This window comes from Planctomycetaceae bacterium, assembly GCA_039680605.1.
Lineage (GTDB): Bacteria > Planctomycetota > Phycisphaerae > SM23-33 > SM23-33 > JAJFUU01.
On sequence record JBDKTA010000008.1, the window covers coordinates 19,539 to 39,698 of the forward strand.

Consider the following 20,160-nt stretch of genomic DNA (forward strand, 5'->3'; position numbering starts at 1 on the left):
TCGAACCATGGTTAAGAGCAACAAGATCTCGCCGGAAGAACTGGACCGAAGGGCAGACAGCGTGCTTCGCTGCCTGCAGGAAAACCCCGGACTCTCAGCCGCCGACATCGGCCGGCGCCTCGGGGACGTGTCTGGAAGGCAGGTGCGCGAGCGGATCCACAACCTGCGCGATCGCGGCCACGCCATCACCATCGCCGAGAATGGCAAAGGCTACATCCTGCTGGACCGGGTCGAAAGCGAGCAGCGCCGGGCATCCCTGGTCAAGGCCCACCGCAGCCGCACCCGCTGCTACCTCAGCGACCATGCCAAGCTGATGACGCAGATCACCGGCATGTCGGCCACGGCCGTGGCGGAACTGACAATGTTCGACCAGCTCATCAGCGTAGCCGACGAGGAGGCCGACGCCGACCGCCCGAGCACCTGGGCCGAAATCGCCAAGCTGCCGGTGGAGCGGAGAACGGGCCTGTTCTCCCTGCTGCGGCGCATGCTCGTCGGCATCAAGGAAGACCCGGTCGCCTTCGCCGCCGAACGCACCTGCCTGGCCGATGAGTTCGGGGCGATCTTCCTGACCAAGGCCGACAAGGCCAATCTCGACAAGGCCCGCCAACTCCTGCAGGAAATTGGCGCGTAACGATGGAACGTGCAGCGGTAGCTCAGATGGCAGAGCAGACGGCCAGTGCACATGGACCGTTGGTCGCAGGTTCGAGTCCTGCCCGCTGCAGTGAGAATAAGGAGTCGATGAGATGACCATTACAGAACGAAAGCTTTGGGAATACCACGTCAGGCACTACGGAGAGGGCGTCAATGTCCCAAAGACGGTCAGGAAGTTCATGGAGGAAGTTGGTGAGCTCTGCGAGGCCATCATCGTCGGCAAGAAGCTGGACATCATGGAAGAGCTCGGCGACGCGGCAACCGTTCTCTTTGTCCTGTCTGTCGGCCTTGGATTTGATGGCCTTGAGCATGTCATGCGTTCGACCGCCGCCAAGCTCGAAGATCGCGATAATCCTGCAGCGCCGCATGACGACCAACAGGAGTGGCGCAACACATCTTTTGCCAATTGCAGTCACGTCCACTCTGAGCCCGCAGGAACGTGCAGCAAGGGCATAATGCCACGATTCCATTGCCTTGATTGCGGCCTGTACTTTCTGACCGTTGAGAGATGAGGGCTTGGTGAATGGCACAGGCGCATGTCATCAAGGGCACGGTGATGGTGGACGCCGGCGGCCGCGTCGCTTCGACGTGGGGCAGCGTGGCGTTCCATATCTCCCATCAGCCCGACCTCGACCAGGCCCAGGCCGCCTACCACGCCGCCATCCTCGAAGAACTCTGGCCCCACCGGGGGCCGTTCGCAGCCGTCGCCGCCGAGCTGCACCTGGCGGCAAAGGAGATTTGATCAGGTGCTTAATTTTGAACAGCTACACATCATCGGAAAGAGTCCTAGGAAATACATGGACCGGATCAAAGAATGCCATCGTGCAGCAGTAAAAGAAGATCTTCCGGTTCTCCATTATCTAAGCCTCTACGCAGAGGGCGACTGGAGAAGGTCCCTTATCGATCACACCATCGTACGGCTGGAGGAAGAGGCCTCGGTGAAAACCAATGTCAAAAAGGAAGAGTGGTAGCCATGATCGTAGAAGCAACCTATTCCGGCAAAGGGCTCAAGATCTACTTGACGGTACCCGAGGCGCAGCGCCTGCTGACCATCGTCGCCCGAGGCAACGCCCTGGACGCCTTCGGCCATAAGTTCCGCCTGGACCTGCTGCCTCGCGTCAGCCAGTTCGCCTGGGGCGACCGTGACACCTGGCACAAGATTAAAGGCGCCCTCGACGCCGACACCCAGATCGGGGGCGGATCATGAACTACTGGATCTGGCTTTGCAGAAGAGACGGCAGCCGCCGCGTGCACCGCGATTCGTTCCTGGCCGGCCTCATCCCCCAGCGCGTGATCGACATGCTGACGATTGCCTTCGCCGATGGGCTGGGTCTCTGCCACGGCTGCACCATGGCAAGCCGCTGCCACGTCATCGGTCCCGATGGAACCAAGTACTGCACGGTCCTGTTCCACGACGCCGTTCGCCCCGCGTGGAGAATCGAGGCTGTTTTATGACGATGCTCTTTGAACTGCCCAAGAAGGCATACCGACTCAGGTGCACGCGGCCAGTCCGTGCTGCGTTCATTGATAATCCAAACAAGAGCGACAACGGATTAGGCGCACTCAGGGAATTGCTTTCTGACCAGATCAGGGAGGTTCGTGAGACCGGCTGGGTGACCTGTCCGTGCGGGCGCACGCTGCACCTGATGATGGCCTACAAGTGCCTCTACTGCGGCCTGTGGTTCTGCAAGGAATGTGCAACCCGCCACTTCGGCCCGGAGCAAACAGCATGAAGACTATCGACGCTATTGATCTTTGCTGCGGGGGGGGGGGATGGGCCGTGGCAGCACGCGGCCTTGGCATCAACATTGTGGCAGCCGTGGACCTCTGGAGGCCAGCCTGCATGACGTACCAAATCAATAACCCACGGACAACAGTCATCAACGGCGACCTGAGAGACGCAGCCCTTCAGCGCAGGGTGATCGATGACTACTCAGGAAAGGTCCAGCTTATCCTTGGCGGCATTCCATGCGAGTGGCTGTCCATCCGGCGCAACGTCGGGAACGGCGTCGGCGATGAGGAGTTAGAACAGCAGAGGGCGACTCTCAATAGCGTTCTCGATCTTGTTGCCGCGATAGGTCCTCAGTGGTACTGCCTGGAAGATGTCAAGGGCCTTGCAAAGGAACTTCCGGCCGGAACTCCGTGGATTGAAATCGACGCTGCAGCGTATTCTCCCCAGCGCCGCAAACGAATCTACGTCGGCAATTTCCCCCGTCCGACAGGAGTTGGACCGCTTCTTGAGCCAGAGTCGAAAGAGGTCCTGAAAGACCGCCTTCGTGCTGGTCCATTCAGGATCGGTGCCAGGTCGCATGGCCGCGAGTTTGTAACCAGCAACGCCTTCAGCCCGGACAAAGCCTATGTCGCTCCGGTCGAAGGCAAGTCACCTACCATTTGCACTCTGACCTCAAGGCATGATCCTGAGTTCCTGGTCTACGATGAGCGGCTGCCTGGCGGCGTGAGGCAACTGGAGTGGCAGGAAGCTGCGCGTCTTCAGGGTTTCCCCGAAGACTACATGTTCTTTGGATCCCCGACTGACGTTGGTACCCAGATCGGCAGGGCTGTGCAGATCGACACGGCGCGGGTGATTCTGAGCGGGATAGCTAAAGAAGCCGGATGCCTCTCAAGCGATGGAGTAATGCAATGAACGCCACCCAGCGACTCCAGCAGTACGGCCGGATCCACAAGGCCAAGAAGAACCTCGGCCTGGACGACGCCGCGTATCGCCAACTGCTCACGTCACTGACCGGAGTCGACAGTTGCAAGGCGATGACCGACCGCCAGGTCAACCACGCTCTGGACTGGCTTAACTACTTCGCCGGCGTCCGGTACAAAATGCCAACGCCGTTCGGCCGCGTGGGTGCCTCAGGAGACGCCAAGGCCAACCTCGTGGCCCTGTGCTACGCCATAGCCCACATCGTGCCGCCTGGGTGGACCAAGCCGCCGCTGAGGTCCATGCAGTGGCAAGAGCGGACGTGCGGCCGCTGCTCGCCGGCGTTCGAGGACATGGAGATTGAGGACCTCACGAAGCTGATCGAGGGCGTCAAGGCCATCTTCTACCGCATGGGCCTCAGGTCAAATGTGCCGCTTGCCACTGACGTGAAACTTGACAGGAACGGCCGTCTTTACCAGCCGTGGCACGAGCCACTGCCGACAAGACAGCAGTCAGACTCCAGCCGTTCAGGAGACGCCGCCAGTGCGGGCTGATCTGCAAAACCCCGTTCTGTTGCCCTCACTTTCCCCCCCATCTTTACCCCCTCTTTCCCCCAAGTCTTGCTGCCCGAAAGAGCGCTTCTGCCTATCCTAAAGACCGTCCCCCTACACCAACCATCCAACCATCCAACCATCCAACCATCCAATCATCCAACCATCCAACCCCTCTTCCTGCCGTTATTCCCGCTCGATCTTCATCTCGACGGCCGTCATGTCCGAACCCCACCATTTGTTGGGGTCGATCACCAGGCGGATGGCCTGGCCCTGTTTGACGTCGAAAGAATCGGTCTTGAAGTCCATCGAGTCGGGCCTGTCGTGGCCGTCGCCGACGGGTCCGCCGGCGGCGATTTTGGTTCCGGCTGTGCCGTCCCAGGGGGCCACTTCGACGCGCCACGACACGCCGTCATGCTGGGGGAACTCCGGCTGCACCTGCAGGTCGGTCACTTTGCCGGTGACGGCGTACTTGCCCGCCTTGGCCACCAGGTACGTCACGGCTATGCCCATGTGCGTGTTCTTCTCGACGTACGGGTAGAGGATGACCTGGTTGGCTTTCTTGTCGCCCCAGACGCCTTCGAAGCAGCCGTTCCAGTCGCTGTGGAAGATCCAGCCCTCGCTGTCGGCGGGGTTGGGCAGCTTGCTGGCGATGGGGCCTTGCACCTTCTTCTGCCCGCGCTTGGCCTTGAGGTCTACGATCCCGTTCTGTCGCTGGTCGGGCGTCATCGTCGCCGTCGCCAGGTCCAGGCGCACGAAATTGCCCGGCGCGTGAACGGTCTCGAGCCAGAAGCCCCACGTGTCGTCGGGGGTGTTGCCCTTGCGGTCGGGGCCGTCGCCGGTCACATCGCGCACGGCATCGGCGGTCAGCGTGGCGGTCTTGGGGGCGGTCTTGGCCCGCTCGTCGAGCACGTCCATGATCTGGTCGTGCAGGGCCTGTTTCGCGCGGGAGGCTTGCTGTTCTTTGGCGAGGCGTGCGGCCTCTTCGGCCTCGTAGTCCTTCGCCAGTTCGGCCACCTTGTCTGCCGGCGGGTCTTTCTCCATCAGGGCTTTATAGACGACGATGGCGACGGCCTGCATGCCCTTGACGGACAAATGTACCCCGTCGCTGGTGATGCCCTTCTGGGTTTTGAGTTCGTTGTAGGTGTCGATGAGCGGGGCGGCGGCTTCCTTGGCGGTCTTGCGGATGACCGGGTCGAACTGCCCGTGGAGGATGTCGGCCTGGATGCCGTAATTGTCCTTCTCGACTGGCACTGGTGCGCAGCAGTAGACCTTGGGCTTGGACGAACAGCCGCGCACGTAGTCGATGGTGTAGCGGTAGTCGCCGCCGTAGCGGGTGACGTAATGCTGCACGCCCTTGCGGGCGGAGTTGGCCGCGAGCATGATGAGCACGATGTTGGGCTTGAACTCCATCAGGTGGGGCAGTTCGCTCTTGGACCAGAGGTTGATCGACGGCACGCGCAGGCAGTCGACGCCGTTGGCGCTGAAGGTCTGCACGTCGTATCCCTCGCCCAACAGCTTGCCCAGGTACATCGGCCAGCCCTTGCCCCCGGCGGCTGTGCGATTCTTCGAAATGCTGTCGCCCAGCACGCCGATCTTGATCTTCTCGCCCGCCATCGCAGCCGTGCCGAGAATTAACACCACCACCGCAACAATCCATTGCCTCGCATTGGACATACTAAGCTCCTGAAAATGTCTGTTCCGTTCAACCCGCCCGGCCGTCTATCGAATCGGGAAAAGCGAACCGCAGAGCACGCAAAGGCTGTCCTTCCGAACAACTCCCAAAGCGGCAGCCAGGGCTGCCGCACTCCATATAAGAAACGCCCCCGGCCGGCGAGGCTCGGGGGCGTAATCCGCAATCCGAAATCCAAAATCCGCAATCGAGCTACTTCACATCCGCCATCTTGACCCACTTCTTGCTCGAGGCCGACAGCAGGGCGGCTTCGAGGACGCGCTGGGTCTGGTAGGCGTCGTTGAAGTCCGGGATCGGCACCACCGGCTTTTGGCCGCTCAGCACCTGCAGGATGTCGTACGCCTGATTCACGAATCCGTGCTCGTAACCCAGGATGTGCGCGTCCGGCCACCAGGCTTCGATGTACGGATGATCGCCGCCGTGGGTGACCATGATCTTCGTCCAACCCTGCACGTGGCGGGGGGCGGTGGCGTCGTAGTACTCCAGATAGTTCATGTCCTCGAAGCTGAACTTCAGGGAGCCTTTCGTGCCGTTGATCTCGACGCCGTTGTCGTTCTGGTGTCCGGTGGCCTGGCGGGCGGCTTCGAAGGAGCCCACAGCCCCGCCGCTGAAGCGGGCCAGGAACAGCACCGTGTCGTCGACGGTGACCTTGCCCTTCTTGGCTGCTCCCTTGCCGCCGCTGTCGGCGATCTTGCCCCCGGCCGTGCCGCTGGCCAGGGCGCGTTCCTTAATGAACGTCTCGGCGATGGCGCCGCAGATTTCGGTGACTTCCTGGCCGGTGACGAATCGGGCCATGTCGATCACGTGGGCGTTGAGGTCGCCGTGGGCGCCCGAGCCGGCGAGCTTCTTATCGAATCGCCACACCAGCGGCACCGAGTCGCCGGCCCAGTCCTGCAGATAGCGGGCGCGCACGTGGCGGATCTCGCCGATGCGCCCTTCCTGCACCAGCTTGTACGCCAGCGCCACGGCAGGGCAGCGCCGGTAGTTGTACCATACGAAGGTTTTGACGCGGGCTTTCTTGGCGGCCGCGACCATGTCGCGGGCTTCGGCCAGCGTGCCGGCGATGGGTTTTTCGCAGGAGACGTTCTTGCCGGCGGCCAGGGCGGCCATGGCGACCTTGGCATGCATGTAGTTGGGGGTGACGACGTCGACGAGGTCGATGTCGGAACTCTTGACGGTTTTCTGCCAGTTGTCCGAGACGTTCTGCCAGCCCCAACGCTCGGCGAAGACTGCGGGGTTCTCTTCCGGCTGACCGAAGCTGGTATGCATCACCGGCTTGACGGGCACCTTGAAGAATTTAGCGACCTGCCCCCACGCATTGGAGTGGGTGCGGCCCATGAAACCCTGTCCGATCAACGCGACATTCAAACTGGTCTTCTTTGCCATGTCAGGCTCCTTGTCTTAAGGACCATATTGTATTCGCCGAATTGCGCAAGGCTGGAAATATACACCTGAGCCGCCGGGGCGTAAACAGGAATCCGCTGCGGTGCGGTGCGGTCGGGGGACGGGGAGTGCGGGATTACGCGGATGGGAACCGGATTAAGAGGATTGGAAACCAGAGGGCGGGAAGAATGGAAGGGGGCGCATATGTCCAATTCGTCTCATGTGTGTCCCATCGGTCCTATCCTGGCCATTGGCGAAATTTTCAGAATGTTCTTGCCATTGTCCGCTAATCTACATAAAATCTATCGAGATTAAAGGAATTGCAATCACCTGTTACTTGCCGGGTTAGGATTACGAAATTGGCGCTATCGCAGAAATGTCAGTACGCTCTCCAGGCGGTGCTGGAGTTGGCGGCCCGGGATGGGCAGCTTACGATCATCAGCGACATTGCGGCCGCCCGGGGTATTCCGGTGCGATTCCTGGAGCTGATCCTCAACGAATTGCGGCAGGGCGGCGTGGTCGAGTCGCGGCGGGGGCGCTATGGCGGCTACGCCCTGGCGCTGGCGCCGGCGGAATTGACGCTCGGGCGCGTCATCCGCCTGATAGACGGTCCGCTGTGGCCGACGGCTTGCGTCGCCGCGTCGAACGGGCAGCATTGCGGTCATTCGTGCGCGTTTGCGGCCGTCTGGGACCGCGCGCAACAGTCGATCACCGACGTGTACGACGGCACGACGTTCCAGGACGTCCTGACGCGCGAGCGCGCCGCGGCGTCGGTACCGAGCTATGCGATCTAAGGAAGAAGCTTTGCCACAAAGGTCACAAAGAACACGAAGCGAAGAAGAAAGACTAGCCGCTGAGGTCGCTGAGGACGCAGAGGAAAGGTGTTGTTTTATCTCCTACGACCTCAGCGACCTCAGCGGCTTAAAAAGGAAAAGAAGCTGATGGAGAATGATTTCGCCAAGGACGTGTTTCCGTGCAGCTCGATGGACGCTGCGCCGGCGCGGCTTCGGCTGGCCGGGTTGTACCCGCAGCGACAGGAGGGGCTCTGGATGCAGCGAATCAAAATTCTCGGCGGGCGCCTCAGTGGCGCGCAGTGGCGGGCGCTGGCCGATCTGGCCGAGCGGTTCACGCCGGACGCGCCGCTGCACCTGACGACGCGCCAGGATATCGAGTTCCACAACGTCCCCGCAGCCGATGTGCCCGACCTGCAGGCCGCCCTTGTCGCGGCGGGCTTCACCGGCGCCGGCGCCTGCGGCGACACCGTCCGCAATATCACCGTCGACCCCGCCTCGGGCGCTCTGGACGGCAGTGTCGACCTCGAGCCGCTGGCCTGGCAGATCCGCCGCCTGCTCGAAGACGCACCCGGCGTCGGCGAACTGCCTCGCAAGTTCAAGATCAGCCTCTCATCGTCGGACTTGGCCGACGCGCAGCCGTTCATTAACGACCTGGGTTTCATCGCCGTCCGCAATGGCGCCGGCGAGCGGGGCTTCCGCGTGATCGCCGCCGGCTCGCTCGGGGCGCTGCCAGCCACCGGCATCGAGTTCCGCCCGTTCCTGCCCGCCGCCGACGTGCTGCCCCTGACCGCCGCGGCGCTGGAATTGTTCGCGGCCGAGGGCGACCGCACCAATCGCCGCAAGGCCCGCCTGCGCCACGTGCGCCAGCGTCTGGGCGACGAGGCGTTCAAGGCCGCCCTGACCGAGCGGTTCGAAAAACTCGCCGCCAGCCGCGAGTTCGAGTGGCCGCCGATGCCCGTTGCGGCGACCGGTCTTCGCGCTGAGCGTTCGCTATGTTTTGCCGGCGGGGATGTCTCGCCCGCACAAGCCCGCGCGCTGGGCGAACTTGCCGACGGCGGGCAGTGCCTCGTGCGGCTGGGCAACCAGCATCGCGTGGTGGTTTTCGCCGCCGACCGCAGCAGCCTGCTGCAGGCGCTGGGGCGACAGGAGGTCCTCGCCGCCGCGATGAACGAGCCCGCCGCCATCATCGCCTGCCCCGGCACACGATGGTGCTCTCACGGGTTGACAGACACTGTCGCGGCCGCCGCGGCCATTCGCGACGCCCTGGGCGCGAGGCTGGAGCAGGGGACGACCGTCGGCATTTCCGGATGCCCCAACGGGTGCAGCCACTCCGCCGTGGCGGAGATCGGCCTGGTGGGCGGCCGCTGCGACGGCGCCGACGCCTACACGCTGACCGTCGGCGGCGGCATGGGGCGCAGCGACCAGCTCGGCCGCGAACTGGGTCGCAAGCTCACCGTCGCGCAGGTGGTGGAGGAAATCGCCCGCCACCTCGACTCCTCAAGGCCGCCGGGGTGAATGGAGGCTTCATGCTGCAGACACGGATGAACATCGACGACGTGGACCTGGAAGCCCTCGAGGCCATGGGTCCCGAGGACCTGATCCGCTACGCGATCGAGAACTTCTCCGACCGCTGCGCCATCGGCACGTCGCTGCAGAAGACCGGCGTGATCATCATCGACATGGCCGCGGCGCTGGCGCGCCCATACCGCGTGTTCTTCGTCGACACGCTGCAGAACTTCCCCGAGACGTACGACCTGCTGGAGGAAATCGAGAAGCGTTACGCCATCACCGTCGAGCGGTTCGCCCCGGCGCCCGAGGAGGTCGACTGGCTGCACAAGACCTTCGGACAGTGGCCGCACTTCCTGGCCCGCGAGCACTGCTGCCGCGTCCGCAAGGGGCGTCCGCACGAGCGGGCGATGGCCACGCTGGACGTGTGGATTACCGGCCTGCGAGCCGACCAGAGCGACCACCGCCGCGAGCACGCCCGCAAGGCGTCCTTCGAGCCCGCCGCCAAGGGACGCAAGGTCCTCAAGCTCAGCCCGCTGCTGCACTGGACGGGCGAGCAGGTGGACGAGTACACGCGCGCCCGCGCCCTGCCGTACAACAAGCTCTACGACTACGTCTCGCCCCTGGGCGAGCGCTACGGCGTGATTGGCTGCCCCGCCTGCCACATCCCCGTCAAGGAAGAGTTCGGCAAACGAGCCGGCAAGTTCCCCTGGGAACACGGCAAAAAAGAATGCGGCCTGCACAAGGACGGGGAGGGGATTTAACCGCGGAGTTCGCAAAGGTCGCAGAGCCCTATGGAGTGCGGCAGCCTTAGCTGCCGCTTTGGCAGTTGTTGGCAGTCAGACCACGTCGAATACATGTTTTCGCCACTAATGCGGATCACGAAATTGAACAACATCGAAAGCGGCAGCTAAGGCTGCCGCACTCCACATGCGGCATGCTCACGTCTTGATTTTCGGGTATCATGCTCGCCATGAAACGCCCGAACATTCTGCTCATTCAATCCGACCAGCACGCCCCGACGGCTTTAAGCTGCCGGGGGAACCCGTATGTTCGCACGCCGAATCTTGACCGCCTGGCGGCGGGGGGCGTGAGCTTTGCCAATGCGTATTGCACCTCGCCGGTGTGTACGCCGGCGAGGGCATCGATTGCCACCGGGCGCATGCCGCACGAGTTGGGCATCAACGTCAACGAGCGGGCCGTTCCGGCGGATGTGCCGACGGTGGGGCACATGGTGACGGCCGCGGGGTACAAGGCCGCATGGGCGGGCAAGTGGCACGTGCCGGAGAACTACCCCCAGCACGTCGACGAGATTCCGGGCTTTGAGAACCTGCTGTTCGACATGCCCAACGGCTGGCACCTGGGCGCGAATGTGGACGCTCCGACGGCCGACCGGGCCATCAAGTTCATCCGCGGCCCGCACGAGAGGCCGTTCCTGCTGACGGCGTCGTTCTACAATCCCCATGACATCTGCTACTGGGTGATGGACCAGGGGCACGAGGTCTTCAACAAGCTGTATCCGGAGATGGGGTCGTGGCTGTCGGGTCCTTCGGACCCTCCCGCCACGGCACCCGAATTACCGCCGCTGCCGACGAATTTTGAGTTGCCCGATGTCGAGTCGGAGTTCGTCGAGTTCTGCCGCCATCGCGGGCACTACGGCAACGAGATCGACTGGACGCACACATGGGACGAACTGCACTGGCGGCGGTACCTGTACGCGTACCATCGCTTCGTTGAGCATACCGACGCGACCGTCGGCCGCGTGCTCGGAGCCCTGCGCGAAAGCGGCCTTGAAGACGACACGCTGGTGATCTACACGTGCGACCACGGCGAGGGCGTCGCCACTCACCGCTGGGTCGTCAAGCTGATGCTCTACGAGAACCCCGTCAAGGTGCCGCTGATCGTGCGATGGCCGGCGGGCATCGCACGCCGCGGCCTGGACTGCGAGCACATCGTCAGCGCGCTGGACGTGCCGGCTACCATCGCCGACTACGCCGGTACGGCCATGCCTAAAGAATGCGGCGGCGTGAGCCTGCGAGGGATTATCGAGAACCCCTCCGCGCCCGGGCGCGATTACGCCGTGACGGAACTCCAGCCCGACCCCCAGCGCCTCGAGCACAAGGGCCGCCTGCTCCGCACGAAGCGGTACAAGTACATGGCGTTCTCGCACGGGCGAAATCCGGAGATGCTCTTCGACCTGCAGGACGACCCCGGCGAGACGCGCAACCTGGCGGTGCAATCATCGGCGGCCGGCGAACTCGTCCGCCATCGCCGGATGCTCCAGGACTGGATCGCGCGCAGCGGCGACGACTTTACCCTGGGCGGTTAGCTCAGGGGCCGTCGGCTCTCTCTTAAGTCATCACCGTATAGGCGCACGTCTGCGGAATGTGAAAGACCTCAAGCTGCGGAAAGGTCTCCGCCAGATATCGCGCCAGATTCGCCACGCCCCATTCCTCGGCCACGCCGTGATTGACCGTCAGCGTCGGGAAGTCCAGTTCGCGGGCGTGGGTGCCCATGCGGACGAAGCAATAGTAGTCGTCGGTGATGATTCCCGCGTCGGCCCCGGCGTCGATCATCGCGATCGGGTCGACGGTCACGCCGGTGCCGGTGGCCACGCGGCGGACGATCTTGCCGCCGTCGCCGCCCAGCAGCAGACCGTTCTGCCCCAGCGGGCGAATCTTGCCCAGCACGTGCTGCGCCAGATCGGCCGCGCGCATCGGGGCGATCTCCGTCACCAGCAAGCTGCCGGTCTCGTTGACGATCTTGCCCCCCAGTTCCAGCCCACGCTGCCAGGCGTCGCGGATGCCGATCTTCGGGAAGCGGTCCCACAGGTCGTGGCAGCGGTAGACGACCAGGGCGCTCTGGGCCAGCCAGTCGAACTTGGGCTTTTCGCTTGGCAAAGCCGAGATCGACTCCGGTTGCGTCGAGTTGTTCGACGCGCAAACGCAGATCGACTCGTGCGAAATGAACAGCTCCGCCCCGCGCGCGTGAGCTTCCTTCAAGGCTGCCCACGACGCCTTCCACGCCACCGCCACTCTTGTAACAGGTTGCTCAGGATCGCCGGCCTTGAACGTGTCAGCCGTCGAATCCCAGTTCACCCAAGAGCCCTGGGTCTTGAGATGCTCGTGAATATCGCGACAGATCATTGAAGAGTCCTTTCCAGAAAGCCAAAACCAAACACGAAAAACCGACGACGAGGACGAGGACGACGACGAGGACGAACATCCAATCATCCATCCATCCATCCCATCCTCTCTTCCACCGTCCGTCTCTACTCTTTCTTCCTCTGCGGTCTCCGCGTGCACTGCGGTGAATCTTCCTCCAGCGTCTTCTTGCGGCGCAGGATGTGATGGTATACCTGCACGAAGCGGTGGGCTTCGTCGCGCACGGCCTGGAGCAACTGCAGCGCGGGGTCGTGGCGCGAGAGCTTGAGCGGTTCCTCGCGGCCGAGAACGAACAGCGTCTCTTCCTTCTTGGCCAGGGCGACCATCATCGGCGGCGTGAAGGCCATGTCTTCAAACGCCGACAGTGCTGCGTTGAGCTGCCCGCGGCCGCCGTCGATCAGGATCACGTCGGGGAACAGCTCGGCTTCCATACCGGCGTATTTGTACCGCCGCCAAACCACCTCGCGGATGCAGGCGTAATCGTCGTTGCCGGCGACGGTCTTGATCCGGTAGCGGCGATAGGAGTTCTTGAACGGCCGCGCGTCGATGAAGCACACCATGGCCCCGCACATTTCCTGCCCGCCCAGGTGGGCGATGTCGATGCCCTCGATCGTGCGCGGCGGCGTGGCCAGGTGCAGCACCTCGCCCAGGCGCGCCAGTCCGGCGGCCTGGTCCACGTAGAACACCTCGGGCTGCACGTGTTCCGCCGCCAGTCCGCGCTGCTGAAGGCCTTGCATCGCTCGCAGTTCGTCGCGGATGTTGGCGGCACGCTCGAAATCGAGCGCCTCGGCGGCCGCCTGCATCTCGGCGGTAAGCTTGCGTCGCAGGGGTGCGGCTTTGGAGTCCATAAACTGCATGAAGTCTTTGATGCGGCGCAGGTAGTCTTCTCGGCTGATCAGGGCCGCGCACGGGGCCGAGCACTGCTTGATGCTGTGGAGGATGCACGGGCGGTAGGTTTTGCGATCGGGGCCGTCGTCGAAGTCGAGGTGGCAGGTGCAGAACTTGAAGACGCGCTGCATCAGCGGCAGGGCGGCCCGCAGGTCCGCCGGCGAGACGAACGGTCCGTACAGCTTGACGCCCTTATGGCGCGGCTGGCGGGTGACCGAGACGCGCGGGAAGTCTTCGCCGGTGGTGATCTGCAGATAGGGAAAGCTCTTGTCGTCCTTCTGCATCGCGTTGAATCGCGGCTGCGTGTCCTTGATCAGGCGGCTCTCGTGCAGGAGGGCGTCGACCTCGCTGTCGCATTCGAGGTACTCGACGTCGGTCACCAGGTCGGCCACCATGCGGGCGACGTCGGGTCCGCGGCTGGCCAGCAGATTCGCCGCGGGCTGAAAGTAGCTGGCCACGCGAGAGCGCAGGCACTTGGCCTTTCCGATATAGATGACCACGCCCGCGGCGTCCTTGAACAGGTACACGCCCGGCCCGGTCGGGAACTGGCCGACCTTGCTCCGGATGGCGTCCAGGATTTCGTTTCGCGTGGGCACGCACCCATTATACGTTCAAAAGAAGATCCTAGATCCCAGGTCCTCGATCCTAGGAAGATATCAGCCCCCGGAGCTCGCGTTCTCTCCTGGGACCTAGGACCTAGGATCGAGGATCTGTTTTTGGTACCTTCGCCGCATGAGCCAACCCAAGAAGTTTTCCATGTGGACGAGTTTCCTGTGGGACATTCCCATCGAGGACGCGCTGCGCGAGCAGGCGGCTGCGGGGTGGATGTTCGCGGAGCTTTCCGACGAACATAGCATCGAGCTGATCCAGCGGGGGCGCGGCTCAGGCGAGGCCCTGCGCAAAGTCGCGGATGATCTGGGGGTGAGCGTCGAGCAGGGGCACCTGGACCTGCCTGCCGACATCGCTTCGACCGATGCCATCGACAACATGATGGCTTCGATCAAGCGGCGGATCGACCTGTTCGCCGAGGCAGGCATCACGGCGGCGGTGATTCATCCCGGCGGGGGCAGGATCAGCGATCCTCACGAGCGGTTGAAACGTCAACTCGACGGGCTGCACGAATTGACCGTTCACGCCCAGGGCACGGGCGTGGTGATGTGCCTGGAACCTTGCTGCAGCGGCTGGGAGTTGGCGCCGCTGCTGCGGGCGACCGCCCCGGCCCAGGTGGGCGTCTGCCTGGACAGCGGCCACGTGAACCTGACCGCCGAAGACCAGGCGGACCTGATCCGTTCCTGGGGCCCGCGCCTGCGCGGGCTGCATATCTCCGACAACGACGGCAAGACCGACCTGCACATCTTCCCGCGCCAGCCGCGCGGCACAGTCAAGTGGTGGCCGCTCATCGCGGCGCTGGAAGAGATCGGATACGCCGGCCTCTACAACTTCGAGTTGCCCGGCGAGAACCGCGTCTCGCTGGACGAGCGCCGGGCCAAACTGCGGACGTTCATCACAGCCGCCCGCGAGATGTTCGGCCGCTAGCCCAAAAACTTCATGAACCGCAGAGACCGCAAAGACCGCAGAGAAGCAAGTAGGCTCAAAACCAGACCATCTAACGCCGCGGTCGACGTTAATCGGAAAAACAGACTGTCCAGGCGACCCACTTCCGTAATTCTCTGTAAGTCATTTCATTCAAAAGACCTCTGCGGTCTCTGCGATCTCCGCGGTGAAATATCCGGCCGCTAGGGCAGTTGATCAATGAGACCGCAAAGGGCGGATGGCATGGCGACACGCGCAGCGGGTCGCCATGGGTGTGCGCTGACCGTCATGGCCACCCGTCGCCGTCAGAAGTCTATGCACTCTGATACCACGCGATGCCGTGGGCGCCCGCCCAGACCGCCACGGCCAGAGCGCCCAGGATCAGGAGGTATCGCCTCCAGTGTTCCAGCGTGGCGGGGCGGTCGTCGGCGAGGCGGCCGTGCATCTTCGTGATATCCACCCGCTTTAGCACGGCCATGATGATCACGACGCCCCAGAACACAGCGTCGGCGAATGACAGCTCCACCACGGGGTTGCGGATGATCTTCATGATGCAAATGACCAGGGCCGCCGGACCCAGAAGCATCCATCCCAGTCGCAGCAGGCACCCGCTGCCGCTGATGTCACCGGGGGAATTTGCAGACTCGGTCTTATTGGCAGATTCAGGCATGGGTCGCTCCGGAAAACACTGTTTCCCGGACGGTGGCCCGACCGCCCGCCAAACCTGCGACAGCCCGCGCCGCCGCACCCTTTTTAAAACGTCATTTCATTATATCGATCGCCCGGCCAAAAGCCATCTTTCTCCGACAGCGCGTCAATCATCTACTACGAACATGCAGCGGGCGGGGGCGTCGAAGAGGAACGCCAGGTCGTCGATTCCCGGGCGGTTGATCGTGTCGCTCTGCCATCGCATCGACACGATCGTCTGCCGCGGCGGGGCGGCGAAATAGAAGAACACGTCGTCGGCGCCCGCCCCGGCGGCCAATCGCTCGCTCTGCGATTCCGACAGCCCGCCGCTGAAGAAGACCGTGATCGTCATCGTCTGCGGCGCATTGGCCGACAGGGCAGTCACCCCGAGCTGGCGGATCTGACCGTTGCTGAAGTTCAGCTTGGCGACTTTGTCGTTGTCGATGTTGGTGCCCGGCGTGAGAAACGCCCCTGCCGTCGCGGGTCGGCCGTCGTTCTTGATCATCGGACCTGAAATCGGCGTCGAGTGAAGGCGGTTGCCCTGCCAGATATCCAGCATCGAGTAGGATGAACGGCCACGGCTGTTGGTCATCACCACGCGGTCGACGCTCATCTCCAGCGACGACGCCTGGTCGAGACCGAAGAAGATCGACAGCCGGTCGTCGGGATAATTGCCCGACCGCCCGTTCGACCCGTCGGGGTCGATCCCCGGCCGCGCGCGGTCGAAGGTGATCACCCCGCCGGTGCCGTTGGCAAACGCGGCGGCCACATCGAGCTTGAACTGCGCGAGCGTCTGGCGGTTTGCCGCCGCCTCGCGGTCAACGGCGTTGGGCTCTTGTGCTGCGTCGTAGGCGCCGGAGGTGAACAGGGCCGAGATGCCACGAGCCCATCCCGGCGAGGTCGCCAGCGTCAGGCCGATCAGCAGCAGCAGGTAACGTTTCATCGAAGCTCCATTACTTTGCGGCGGTGAAAACATGGACGCCGCCGGCGTCGGTCACCACGACCGCACGGTCCAGGATTTCCGCGTGGGTATCATATCCGCTCTGTCCGCCCGTGCAGTAGGCCAGCCCCTCGAGCGTCTGGCGCCCCAGGTGCCGCCGCGTGACGCTGTCGAAGACATCCACATACACGCGCCCCTGCTGGCGCTGGCGGGCGGCCAGCCCCGAGACGACGATCATGCGCTGGCCCGAGGCGCGGCAGGCGAGGATCTCGTGAACCCCCGCCATGTCGGGCTTGGGCAACTCGTACACCGCTCGTCCGGGCGCCGCGCCGGCGGCGATGCGGACCGCCGGGTCGGCCCCGGCGTTGACCAGCCCGCGCCCGGAGAACCAGATGCCTTCCTGCGGCGGCGGGGCGAAGGGCACGATCGTCGTGACCGCGCCGCCGGCGGGGTTCAACTCGACGCGTCCGCCCTGCCAGCCGTTGTCGAACAGCGTCCGCAGCACCACCGACACGGTCCGGGCGGCGCCGGCCCCGCGGCCCAGTTCGACGCGGTATATGCCCCCGCGGAAGCGGGCCGCCTCGACCAGTCCGCGCGTCCAGAGGAGCTTACCGGCCGCCGGGTCGATCGCCGCAAGGCGAGCCGCTCCGTAGCTGCCGGGCAAGGCCGTCACCAGCGAGTCGTTGCCGCCCACGTCGTACGGCACCAGCGGCACCGAGAGCGTCCACTGGTCCGCACCGTCAGAGCGGTCCAGTGCCGCCAGCCGCCGGTCGCCCGAGAGCAGGACCCGCCCACCGACGATGTGGGCGGCCAGAGGACGCAGCGCCAGCGTCCGTTGCCAGGCGATCGTCAACTGCGGTTGTGTCATGACGCGCAGCAATCGCCTGCCTGAGAGGATGCAGAAGCCCGCCTCGTCGCCCTTGGGGGATACGACCAGCGAGGGTTCGTCGGCGCCGATATACGCCGCCTTCGCCAGTGGCAAGGCCAGGGGGGCGGCCAAAACCGCCCCGGGGGCGATCTGCGCCACGCGCGGCGGCAGCAGCTCGGCCAGCGCGCCGTCGGCCAGAAACGCGTACTGGGCGTCGCGGTCGCCGTCGAGGGTTTTCTCTTCCAGCGTCTTGCCCGTCCGGGCCGACAGCAGGTGCAGGCGGCGGTTTTCCAGCACGATGACGTTCGCGCCGGACAGGGCGCCCTGGACAGGCGCGCCTTGGGCAAAGCGGCGCTGCCACAGCGGCCTGCCCGTGGCGACGTCCAGAGCGGCAACCCACTGGCCGCTGAGAGTCACCAGCGAGCCGCCGCTGACGCCCAGCATGCGGTCCGAGGGCGCCATCGCCACGCTCCAGAGCAGCTCGCCCGTGTCGGCCTGCAGTGCCGTCACGCCGCTGCTGTCTCGCGGGGCCACGAAAAGGCGGCCGTCGGCACGGATGGGCGACGTGCCCTCGCGAGAGTAGACCAAGGCGTCGGCCATCGCGACATTGCCCACGGCAGAGGGATATCCGCGCACCCACATCAGCCGCCCGTCCCGCGCGTCGCAGCGGGCCACAAGCCCCATGCCCGGGCAGCAGTAGACCGAGTCGGCGTCGATGGTCACCGCCGTGCCGTCTCGGGCCAGATCCAACTCGCCGCTGTCGGACCACGAAAGCGGCGTCTTCCAGACGATGCCCCCGCTGCGCCCGTCCAGGCAGACCAGGTGCCACGGGCCCTTCGACGCCATGGGCTTGGCGGCTGCCCGGTCGCTTTCGGCCGCCGGCACCGCCAGCACGTACACGCGTCCGTCCGCGGCGGCGGGGTAGTTCATCGCCGCCAGGCCGCGCCACTGCGGGTCTGTCGCGGTGGACCAGAGGTCTTTGCCCGTGCGCGAGTCAACGGCTGACACCGCGCCGCCGCCCGAGAGGCGGTAGACCGCCTGCCCATCTTCGGCGACGGCGCTGGAGCCGGCGGCGGGCGAGCCGACGGGGCGGCAATAGACGTCGCGCCATGGGTGCTGCATGTACTGCGACGGCGGCTGGGCCTCGGCCGGCGCAGCGGCGGCCGAGGCGCGAACCTGCCAGAGCGGCGCGGCGCTGCCGGCCTGGAAGCGAGCCAGCCGCCCGGGTCCGCTGACGAAGAACGCTGCGCCCACTCGCTCGATGCGGGTGACCGGCCACGGCGCGTGCAAACCGAAGTTCCGCACCGGACCCTCGCGGTGGCGCTGCATCAGAGGCCAGTCCGCCGGCAGGGCGATCGGCACGCGCGGCAGATCCGACAGCGCCCGCGGCGGTTCGCCGCCGGAGGTCCCCGCCAGAAGCGAGGCCTTTATCTGCCCCGCCGGCGCAGTGGCGCCGCGCCAGGGCACCTCGGCCGCATCCGGAACCGCCGCCAGGATCGCGCGGGCTTCTTCGTCCGAGCCCCGCCCGGCGCCCAGCGCCAGGCACAGGCCGATCTGCGCCGCTGCCCGCAGCGTCGAGTCTTGACTATAACGGACCACGTGGCGAAAGGCCGCCGTTGCGGCGGTGAAGTGCCCCGCCCGCAGCGCCCGCTCGCCCACGTCCACCAGCGCCTCGTGTACGCCGACGGCGTAGGGGTACAGTCGCGTCAACCTCGCCACCGCTGCCGGGTCTTCCGCACTTCGGATGGCCATAGCCAGCCGTCCTGCGGCGTTATTTTGAAGAGCCCGCAGCGGCGCCAGGTTCGCCTCCGGCAGCGCGTCCAGGACGCTCTGTGCCAGCGTCCGATACGAGACGTAGTGTACATCGCCGCGCGCGGCGAAGGCGTCGCCCGCCGCGGCCAGATCGAGAATCCGCTGCACCTGATCGGCGTCGATGGGGCGGGAGGCGTCGACGCCCTGGGCTCCGCGAGCAAAGGCCTCCCAGCGCGTCTCAAGCTCGGCGTTGCGCGGCGGCGGGGGCAGGTTTCCAGGGGTCGGGCGGACCGCCTCGGCGCCCCAGCGGGCGTCTTCTTTCTGGGGCATCAGCGACGCCGCCAGTTCCGATTCGCCGAAATGGTTCAGCATCTCCGCGATGGTCTTGTAGATTCGCTCGTCGGTGCGGGCGAGCTTCGTGAAGCGATCCAGGTCGCCGGCAAAGCGGTCGTAGCGCATCTCGTCGCAGATGCGGCGGCGGACCTGTTCGCAGACGGCCGGCACGGCCGGGTGCCCGCGCGGGATCGCCCCGCGCTGGGCCAGGTCCAGCGCCTCGTCGAGAGCCTTCGTCCAGGCGGCGTCGTCCGCGTCGATTCCGGCCGAGCAATCCGCCAATTCCAGATACGCCTGGGCGACAAGATCGCCCTGGCCGCCGAACTCGCGCGTGACCTTCCAGGCGTAATGCGCCCCGGCTTGGGGCAGGCCGGCCCGGCGGCACAGGGCTGCCATCGCCAGGTATGCCTGGGCGTGCTGGTCCCGGCGCTGCGGGAAATGAGCTATCATCGCCTTGTACAGTTCGATCTCGCGCAGGACCGCGATGGTCGCCGGCGCGGGGTTATCGCCCTTGGCAGCCGCGGCCGCGGCTCGCAGGGGCGCAAGATTCTCGGCCAGGGTCTGCTCCCACGAATCCTTCCATTGCACGCTGATCTGTCGCCACGGGGCGGGGATGAAGTCCTCCTGCGGACCGGGGAGAGTTTCTGCCGCCGCCGCGGCGCCCGCCGCGCAGCACAACATCGCGACCGCCGCCAGACAGCGGCGCATGGCTATGGCATGGAGCACAAGACCGACCGGGCATGGCATCACCCGGTTAAACCGCCGCC

The 20,160-nt window shown here is 64.9% G+C and carries 21 protein-coding genes and 1 tRNA gene; 15 read left to right on the forward strand and 7 right to left on the reverse strand.

Translation table 11 applies throughout. The annotated features are described in order from the left end of the window. Positions 1 to 7: 7 nt before the first annotated feature. From ABFD92_02130 to ABFD92_02175, 10 genes are all read left to right on the forward strand, one after another. A complete protein-coding gene (locus tag ABFD92_02130) occupies positions 8 to 631 on the forward strand; it encodes an AsnC family protein (protein ID MEN6503314.1) in 624 nt (207 codons plus the stop codon). Positions 632 to 642: 11 nt separating this feature from the next. After that, positions 643 to 721 (forward strand) — tRNA-OTHER (locus ABFD92_02135). Positions 722 to 743: 22 nt separating this feature from the next. Further along, complete coding sequence (locus tag ABFD92_02140) at positions 744 to 1,163, forward strand: MazG nucleotide pyrophosphohydrolase domain-containing protein (protein MEN6503315.1); 420 nt, start codon at positions 744 to 746, stop codon at positions 1,161 to 1,163. Positions 1,164 to 1,174: 11 nt separating this feature from the next. Then, a complete protein-coding gene (locus tag ABFD92_02145; GenBank protein MEN6503316.1) occupies positions 1,175 to 1,393 on the forward strand; it encodes a hypothetical protein in 219 nt (72 codons plus the stop codon). Between the two features lie 55 nt (positions 1,394 to 1,448). Beyond that, complete coding sequence (locus tag ABFD92_02150; protein MEN6503317.1) at positions 1,449 to 1,622, forward strand: hypothetical protein; 174 nt, start codon at positions 1,449 to 1,451, stop codon at positions 1,620 to 1,622. 2 nt (positions 1,623 to 1,624) lie between these two features. Beyond that, positions 1,625 to 1,858 carry a hypothetical protein gene (locus tag ABFD92_02155; protein MEN6503318.1) on the forward strand — a complete coding sequence of 78 codons (234 nt, stop codon included), beginning with the start codon at positions 1,625 to 1,627 and terminating at the stop codon, positions 1,856 to 1,858. Beyond that, the gene (locus tag ABFD92_02160) at positions 1,855 to 2,106 is read left to right on the forward strand and encodes a hypothetical protein (protein MEN6503319.1); all 252 of its coding nucleotides are present in this window, start codon (positions 1,855 to 1,857) and stop codon (positions 2,104 to 2,106) included. Before ABFD92_02155 ends, ABFD92_02160 begins: the two co-directional genes overlap by 4 nt. After that, on the forward strand, positions 2,103 to 2,384 hold the full coding sequence (locus ABFD92_02165) for a hypothetical protein (protein MEN6503320.1): 282 nt from the start codon (positions 2,103 to 2,105) through the stop codon (positions 2,382 to 2,384). The genes ABFD92_02160 and ABFD92_02165 overlap by 4 nt, the downstream gene beginning before the upstream one ends. Beyond that, a complete protein-coding gene (locus ABFD92_02170) occupies positions 2,381 to 3,295 on the forward strand; it encodes a DNA cytosine methyltransferase (GenBank protein ID MEN6503321.1) in 915 nt (304 codons plus the stop codon). The genes ABFD92_02165 and ABFD92_02170 overlap by 4 nt, the downstream gene beginning before the upstream one ends. Next, on the forward strand, positions 3,292 to 3,855 hold the full coding sequence (locus ABFD92_02175) for a phage protein GemA/Gp16 family protein (protein ID MEN6503322.1): 564 nt from the start codon (positions 3,292 to 3,294) through the stop codon (positions 3,853 to 3,855). Before ABFD92_02170 ends, ABFD92_02175 begins: the two co-directional genes overlap by 4 nt. A 183-nt stretch (positions 3,856 to 4,038) precedes the next feature. On the opposite strand, the gene ABFD92_02180 is transcribed toward ABFD92_02175, so the two are convergent. Further along, positions 4,039 to 5,529: a GDSL-type esterase/lipase family protein gene (locus ABFD92_02180; GenBank protein MEN6503323.1), complete on the reverse strand. Its 1,491-nt coding sequence runs from the start codon at positions 5,527 to 5,529 to the stop codon at positions 4,039 to 4,041. A gap of 208 nt (positions 5,530 to 5,737) precedes the next feature. Further along, positions 5,738 to 6,931 carry a Gfo/Idh/MocA family oxidoreductase gene (locus tag ABFD92_02185; GenBank protein ID MEN6503324.1) on the reverse strand — a complete coding sequence of 398 codons (1,194 nt, stop codon included), beginning with the start codon at positions 6,929 to 6,931 and terminating at the stop codon, positions 5,738 to 5,740. A gap of 356 nt (positions 6,932 to 7,287) precedes the next feature. Between ABFD92_02185 and ABFD92_02190 the strand changes: the two genes are divergently transcribed. The 4 genes from ABFD92_02190 (at position 7,288) to ABFD92_02205 (ending at position 11,557) form a co-directional block, all read left to right on the forward strand. After that, complete coding sequence (locus ABFD92_02190; protein ID MEN6503325.1) at positions 7,288 to 7,722, forward strand: Rrf2 family transcriptional regulator; 435 nt, start codon at positions 7,288 to 7,290, stop codon at positions 7,720 to 7,722. Between the two features lie 147 nt (positions 7,723 to 7,869). Next, the gene (locus ABFD92_02195; GenBank protein ID MEN6503326.1) at positions 7,870 to 9,237 is read left to right on the forward strand and encodes a nitrite/sulfite reductase; all 1,368 of its coding nucleotides are present in this window, start codon (positions 7,870 to 7,872) and stop codon (positions 9,235 to 9,237) included. An 11-nt stretch (positions 9,238 to 9,248) separates the two neighbouring features. Continuing rightward, complete coding sequence (locus ABFD92_02200) at positions 9,249 to 9,992, forward strand: phosphoadenylyl-sulfate reductase (GenBank protein ID MEN6503327.1); 744 nt, start codon at positions 9,249 to 9,251, stop codon at positions 9,990 to 9,992. Positions 9,993 to 10,201: 209 nt separating this feature from the next. Beyond that, entirely contained in the window at positions 10,202 to 11,557 is a 1,356-nt protein-coding gene (locus tag ABFD92_02205) for a sulfatase-like hydrolase/transferase (GenBank protein MEN6503328.1), read from the forward strand. A 22-nt stretch (positions 11,558 to 11,579) separates the two neighbouring features. On the opposite strand, the gene ABFD92_02210 is transcribed toward ABFD92_02205, so the two are convergent. Both ABFD92_02210 and ABFD92_02215 read right to left on the reverse strand, forming a co-directional pair. Further along, positions 11,580 to 12,374: a Nif3-like dinuclear metal center hexameric protein gene (locus tag ABFD92_02210; protein MEN6503329.1), complete on the reverse strand. Its 795-nt coding sequence runs from the start codon at positions 12,372 to 12,374 to the stop codon at positions 11,580 to 11,582. Positions 12,375 to 12,499: 125 nt separating this feature from the next. Next, the gene (locus ABFD92_02215; protein MEN6503330.1) at positions 12,500 to 13,876 is read right to left on the reverse strand and encodes an excinuclease ABC subunit UvrC; all 1,377 of its coding nucleotides are present in this window, start codon (positions 13,874 to 13,876) and stop codon (positions 12,500 to 12,502) included. Between the two features lie 160 nt (positions 13,877 to 14,036). Here ABFD92_02215 and ABFD92_02220 point away from each other — a divergent pair, with 160 nt between their 5' ends. Further along, the gene (locus ABFD92_02220; GenBank protein MEN6503331.1) at positions 14,037 to 14,816 is read left to right on the forward strand and encodes a sugar phosphate isomerase/epimerase; all 780 of its coding nucleotides are present in this window, start codon (positions 14,037 to 14,039) and stop codon (positions 14,814 to 14,816) included. A 310-nt stretch (positions 14,817 to 15,126) separates the two neighbouring features. Here the strand turns inward: ABFD92_02220 and ABFD92_02225 are convergent, their stop codons facing one another. From ABFD92_02225 to ABFD92_02235, 3 genes are all read right to left on the reverse strand, one after another. Further along, positions 15,127 to 15,483, reverse strand: coding sequence for a hypothetical protein (locus ABFD92_02225; GenBank protein ID MEN6503332.1), 357 nt, complete (start codon positions 15,481 to 15,483; stop codon positions 15,127 to 15,129). Between the two features lie 144 nt (positions 15,484 to 15,627). Further along, complete coding sequence (locus ABFD92_02230; protein MEN6503333.1) at positions 15,628 to 16,443, reverse strand: hypothetical protein; 816 nt, start codon at positions 16,441 to 16,443, stop codon at positions 15,628 to 15,630. Positions 16,444 to 16,453: 10 nt separating this feature from the next. Continuing rightward, positions 16,454 to 20,101: a PQQ-binding-like beta-propeller repeat protein gene (locus ABFD92_02235; GenBank protein ID MEN6503334.1), complete on the reverse strand. Its 3,648-nt coding sequence runs from the start codon at positions 20,099 to 20,101 to the stop codon at positions 16,454 to 16,456. Positions 20,102 to 20,160 lie beyond the last annotated feature (59 nt).

Excerpts from the sequence above, each read along its gene's own strand:
- ABFD92_02185 (MEN6503324.1), bottom strand. The coding sequence starts at position 6,931 with ATGGCAAAGAAGACCAGTTTGAATGTCGCGTTGATCGGACAGGGTTTC.
- ABFD92_02170 (MEN6503321.1), top strand. The coding sequence starts at position 2,381 with ATGAAGACTATCGACGCTATTGATCTTTGCTGCGGGGGGGGGGGATGG.
- ABFD92_02220 (MEN6503331.1), top strand. The coding sequence starts at position 14,037 with ATGTGGACGAGTTTCCTGTGGGACATTCCCATCGAGGACGCGCTGCGC.
- ABFD92_02195 (MEN6503326.1), top strand. The coding sequence starts at position 7,870 with ATGGAGAATGATTTCGCCAAGGACGTGTTTCCGTGCAGCTCGATGGAC.
- ABFD92_02205 (MEN6503328.1), top strand. The coding sequence starts at position 10,202 with ATGAAACGCCCGAACATTCTGCTCATTCAATCCGACCAGCACGCCCCG.
- ABFD92_02180 (MEN6503323.1), bottom strand. The coding sequence starts at position 5,529 with ATGTCCAATGCGAGGCAATGGATTGTTGCGGTGGTGGTGTTAATTCTC.
- ABFD92_02150 (MEN6503317.1), top strand. The coding sequence starts at position 1,449 with ATGGACCGGATCAAAGAATGCCATCGTGCAGCAGTAAAAGAAGATCTT.
- ABFD92_02165 (MEN6503320.1), top strand. The coding sequence starts at position 2,103 with ATGACGATGCTCTTTGAACTGCCCAAGAAGGCATACCGACTCAGGTGC.
- ABFD92_02155 (MEN6503318.1), top strand. The coding sequence starts at position 1,625 with ATGATCGTAGAAGCAACCTATTCCGGCAAAGGGCTCAAGATCTACTTG.
- ABFD92_02160 (MEN6503319.1), top strand. The coding sequence starts at position 1,855 with ATGAACTACTGGATCTGGCTTTGCAGAAGAGACGGCAGCCGCCGCGTG.
- ABFD92_02210 (MEN6503329.1), bottom strand. The coding sequence starts at position 12,374 with ATGATCTGTCGCGATATTCACGAGCATCTCAAGACCCAGGGCTCTTGG.
- ABFD92_02130 (MEN6503314.1), top strand. The coding sequence starts at position 8 with ATGGTTAAGAGCAACAAGATCTCGCCGGAAGAACTGGACCGAAGGGCA.
- ABFD92_02140 (MEN6503315.1), top strand. The coding sequence starts at position 744 with ATGACCATTACAGAACGAAAGCTTTGGGAATACCACGTCAGGCACTAC.
- ABFD92_02225 (MEN6503332.1), bottom strand. The coding sequence starts at position 15,483 with ATGCCTGAATCTGCCAATAAGACCGAGTCTGCAAATTCCCCCGGTGAC.
- ABFD92_02145 (MEN6503316.1), top strand. The coding sequence starts at position 1,175 with ATGGCACAGGCGCATGTCATCAAGGGCACGGTGATGGTGGACGCCGGC.
- ABFD92_02175 (MEN6503322.1), top strand. The coding sequence starts at position 3,292 with ATGAACGCCACCCAGCGACTCCAGCAGTACGGCCGGATCCACAAGGCC.
- ABFD92_02235 (MEN6503334.1), bottom strand. The coding sequence starts at position 20,101 with ATGCGCCGCTGTCTGGCGGCGGTCGCGATGTTGTGCTGCGCGGCGGGC.
- ABFD92_02200 (MEN6503327.1), top strand. The coding sequence starts at position 9,249 with ATGCTGCAGACACGGATGAACATCGACGACGTGGACCTGGAAGCCCTC.
- ABFD92_02230 (MEN6503333.1), bottom strand. The coding sequence starts at position 16,443 with ATGAAACGTTACCTGCTGCTGCTGATCGGCCTGACGCTGGCGACCTCG.